This is a genomic window from Dietzia sp. UBA5065 (genome assembly GCA_002415925.1).
In the GTDB taxonomy this organism is placed as follows: domain Bacteria; phylum Actinomycetota; class Actinomycetes; order Mycobacteriales; family Mycobacteriaceae; genus Dietzia.
Genome location: DIAZ01000135.1, coordinates 1 through 3,438, shown reverse-complemented (window position 1 = coordinate 3,438; position 3,438 = coordinate 1). Strand labels below are relative to the sequence as shown.

The 3,438-nt window shown below is 69.8% G+C and carries 4 protein-coding genes; 1 reads left to right on the top strand and 3 read right to left on the bottom strand.

Annotated elements, in window-relative coordinates; translation table 11 throughout:
- Both B4M60_RS10605 and B4M60_RS10600 read right to left on the bottom strand, forming a co-directional pair.
- On the bottom strand, positions 1-275 hold a 275-nt coding region (locus tag B4M60_RS10605), incomplete at its 3' end, for an IS1096 element passenger TnpR family protein (protein WP_414646787.1).
- An 81-nt stretch (positions 276-356) separates the two neighbouring features.
- Complete coding sequence (locus tag B4M60_RS10600; protein WP_291083419.1) at positions 357-2,000, bottom strand: hypothetical protein; 1,644 nt, start codon at positions 1,998-2,000, stop codon at positions 357-359.
- Between the two features lie 270 nt (positions 2,001-2,270).
- Here B4M60_RS10600 and B4M60_RS10595 point away from each other — a divergent pair, with 270 nt between their 5' ends.
- Positions 2,271-2,747, top strand: a complete 477-nt coding sequence (locus B4M60_RS10595; protein WP_291083416.1) for a PaaI family thioesterase — start codon at positions 2,271-2,273, stop codon at positions 2,745-2,747.
- Positions 2,748-2,852: 105 nt separating this feature from the next.
- Here B4M60_RS10595 and B4M60_RS10590 read toward each other — a convergent pair.
- On the bottom strand, positions 2,853-3,438 hold a 586-nt coding region (locus B4M60_RS10590), incomplete at its 5' end, for an HAD hydrolase family protein (RefSeq protein WP_291083413.1).

Genomic DNA, 3,438 nt, shown 5'->3' with positions numbered 1-3,438 from the left:
AAGTCGTAGTGGTAGACGAACGCCAGCGGAAGGTCCCGCAACGTGGCGGTGCGCTCGTCTCGGTGGTTCGGGTCATCGTCGCCGAAGTCCGGATCCGGTATGCCGTAGCGCGACGAGTCGGTCTCGAACAGGTGCAGGTGGCTGTCGGTCCACCCGATCCCGGCCTGGAGCAGGTCGTGCACCTCCGGCAGGGTCGCGCCACCGGGGATGTCGAGCACTCGCACAACCGGCGGCTCCACCTCCCGCATGGTCACCCGCAGCCGTGTCGTCTTCACGCTCCAAACCCTACGGCGGTGCCAAGGCCGGCACCGAGCGTGGCACCCGAGCTGCGGATGTCAGAGTGCCGCCGGGAGGGGTCAGCGCCGTCGAGGTCTGAGGGTCGACGCGCCCCCCGCAGCGTCGAACTCAGCGCGGAAAGCAATGTGCCGGGGGAACCGGGATCGGACTCCCTCGAGATAGGTGCGCGCCTGCGCGTCCCTGCCGACGCCGGCGAGGGCCTCCGCGTGGGCGTAGGCCAACATCGCTGCGCGAGCGTAGGCGCCTCGATGTTTCCCGGAAACGATCGCGTCGATCCTCCCGTCCGCCACGGTCCCAGCGATGGTCAGCCACTTGTCGCGGGCATCCGCGTCGCCGACGAACCGCCCGATGGCATCAGTGAGCAATTCTGTCAGCGGGGGGCCAGCAGGCGCGGGCTCGACGTAGCGCGTGTGCAAGCCGTCGCCGCTGGGAGAAAACCAGTCCTCAAAGCTGGGGAGCGCCGCTGGGTCGATGTCGATAGCGGCGTAGAGCCGCCCCAAATGGCCTGAGTCCACAGCAGGTGCCGCGCCGGTCGCCGCAGCCCAGAGGACCGAGAGAACGACCTGGCCCGGGTGATCGGCGTTGTGCCAGCCAAGCGGTGCCGAGGTGGTCAGGGCCGCGACCGCCTCGTCGATGCGCCCCGCGAGCAACAACAGCTCGCAACCCAGCCGGTCAACCGCCACCCCACCGGCTGAGCTGACGGCGTCGGCCTCCGCGGCCAGCGTCTCTGTGAGCACTCCAGCATCGATGCTCGTCGCCGCCATAGCCAGCAGCCGGGGCCGGGTGGGTTGACTCGTCCAGGCGCGACGCCGGGCCGCCACCGCAGCCGTGATGTCACCCTGCTGACCGGCCAGTTCTGCGAGCCGATCAGCGGCCTGCGCACGATGGGGGCCAGATGCGCCAGCCACGTCCAGCGCCTCCTCGGCGGCTGCCCGGGCTTCCTCAAGACGTCCCTGAGCAGTGAGGGCATCGATCCTTGCCAAGCCGATTCCGCCTTGGTGAGGGCCAGGACGCCGGAACAGATCGGCCAACCCGTCGACGCCCGCCTGCAGCATGGCGGCCTCGGTGAGCAGCCGGACCCGATCAGGCGGGCGCGGATACGTGGTGTTGGACAGGAGGGTGTCGATCCACCCGGGCAGGAAGGCATCCAGGTCAGGGAGCGGGTCCACGCGAGTGCTCGACAACTGCGCCAGAGTGAGTGGCCGCACACCGGGGAGCTCCAGGTGGACCCGGTGGACCGCCTCAACCCGGCCGGTCACCGCGGTCGTCTCATAGACGCAGCGCAAATATCTGGCCAGCGTCTCGCTCACGTCGGAGGATTCCATCTCCCACAACTCCAGCGTCACGTCTTCGTTCCCGCCCAGACCGAAGGGAGCCAACAGCCGCTCGTATGCCGCCCGTGCGGCAACGAGGTCACCCGCCACAAAGAGCTCCCCGATCGCCGCGAACAGCCCCTCGGCCTCCGGGGCCCAGGTGGCAGCCTCCTCATCGACCCATCCGTATCGGTCGCGGTAATAGCCCTCGTCATCGGCATACTCCCCGGCAGCGACCCGCGCCGCGAACTCGTCGATGAGCGCCAACACCGGCCCGCCCGAGGTCCGCTCCGTCCCCGCAAGAGGGGTCGCAAGGTCGGGAAAGATGTCGAGGAACGCCTGACGTTCCCGGACCGGGAGCCGCTCTGCGTGGCTGCCGAGAACGTCCACAAGGTCCTGCCGGGACAGAGGCTCCCACCGGCTACGCAGCTCTGACAGGAACTCGCCCAGAGCGGGTCCGTCGGTGCGCCCACGAGCTGCCATGTTCATCTCCCCTGGCCTGCGCAGGCCTGTCGCGCGGTCGGTGACCACTGGAATGCGATCACCGGCCTGATTCAACCCCAAGGCGCCGACACCAGCTGAAGCGGGACGGCGCTTAGCGGCATACCTCACCAGCAGACCAGCGAGACTGACCATGGCAACCCAGCGACAGGAGTGCTCATGGACCACGACAGCCGCCTCGAAGCCGCCACCCCCGAGGTGCAGGCCCGCATCCGCGACAGCTTCGACCGGCAGGGGCTCATGCGTCTGCTTGGCGCCCGGTTGGGCCACATCGGCCCCGGGACCGTGCACATCGTGCTGCCCAGCCAGCCGGAGGTGAGCCAGCAGCACGGCTTCGTCCACGCCGGAGCCACCAGCGCGATCGCCGACTCCGCCGGAGGGTATGCCGCGCTGACCCTCTTCCCGCAGGGCTCGGAGGTGCTCACGGTCGAGTACAAGATCAACCTGGTCGCCCCGGCCGCTGGCGAGCACCTCGAAGCGGTGGGGACGGTCCGCAGGTCCGGCCGCACCCTGACGGTGTGCCAGCTCGACGTCTTCGGGGTCACCGATCAGACGAGGACCTTGGTGGCCACCGGGCAGCAGACCCTCATCCGCGTCGACCCTGTGCCCGACCGCGCGGACCGTCCCGGGGCGTGACGGCGGCACGGGGTATGCCGTCCGCGTCAGCCCGCACACGGGATGCCATTGGTCGGGAGCGGGCGGCATACCCTCCGCACGCTGGTGCGCGCGGGAAGCCCTCGGTCAGCCGTCGATCAGGCCGAGCCGGATGAAGGCCTTGACCAGGCCGTCCTCGTCGGCGCGATCGGTGACCAGGTCGGCCACCGCGAGCAGCTCGTCGGGGGCGTTGCCCATGGCCACTCCGGTGCCACACGCGGTCAGGAGCTCGACGTCGCTGCGGGCGTCGCCGAAGCCGATCAGGGACGACACGGGCATGCCGAGGTGCTCAGCTAGGCGGCGCACGGCCGCGCCCTTGTGGACGCCCAACTGCCCGAACTCACCGAACTCGGGCCCGCGTCCCGTCAGCGACCAGGTGTCGATGCCGGCCTCTCCCGCGAAGGACTCGGCGAGGGCCGCCAGGTCGAGCCCGGGTTCGAGCACGAAGCTGATCTTGTTGACCTCGTCGCGGCCCTGGGTGGGGTCGTAGATCATGTGGGGGAAGCCCTTTCGGACCTGCGCGATGTTCTCCTCGGTGGCCCCGCCCAGCAGGACGGCGGTCCGCTCGGGCAGGTGTTCGGTGCCGAAGAGCCCGGTGTTCGACTCCAGATAGAACGCCAGGCCGTGCCCCTCCATCCAGGCCACCGCACGCTCCACCACGTCGCGGGGCAGC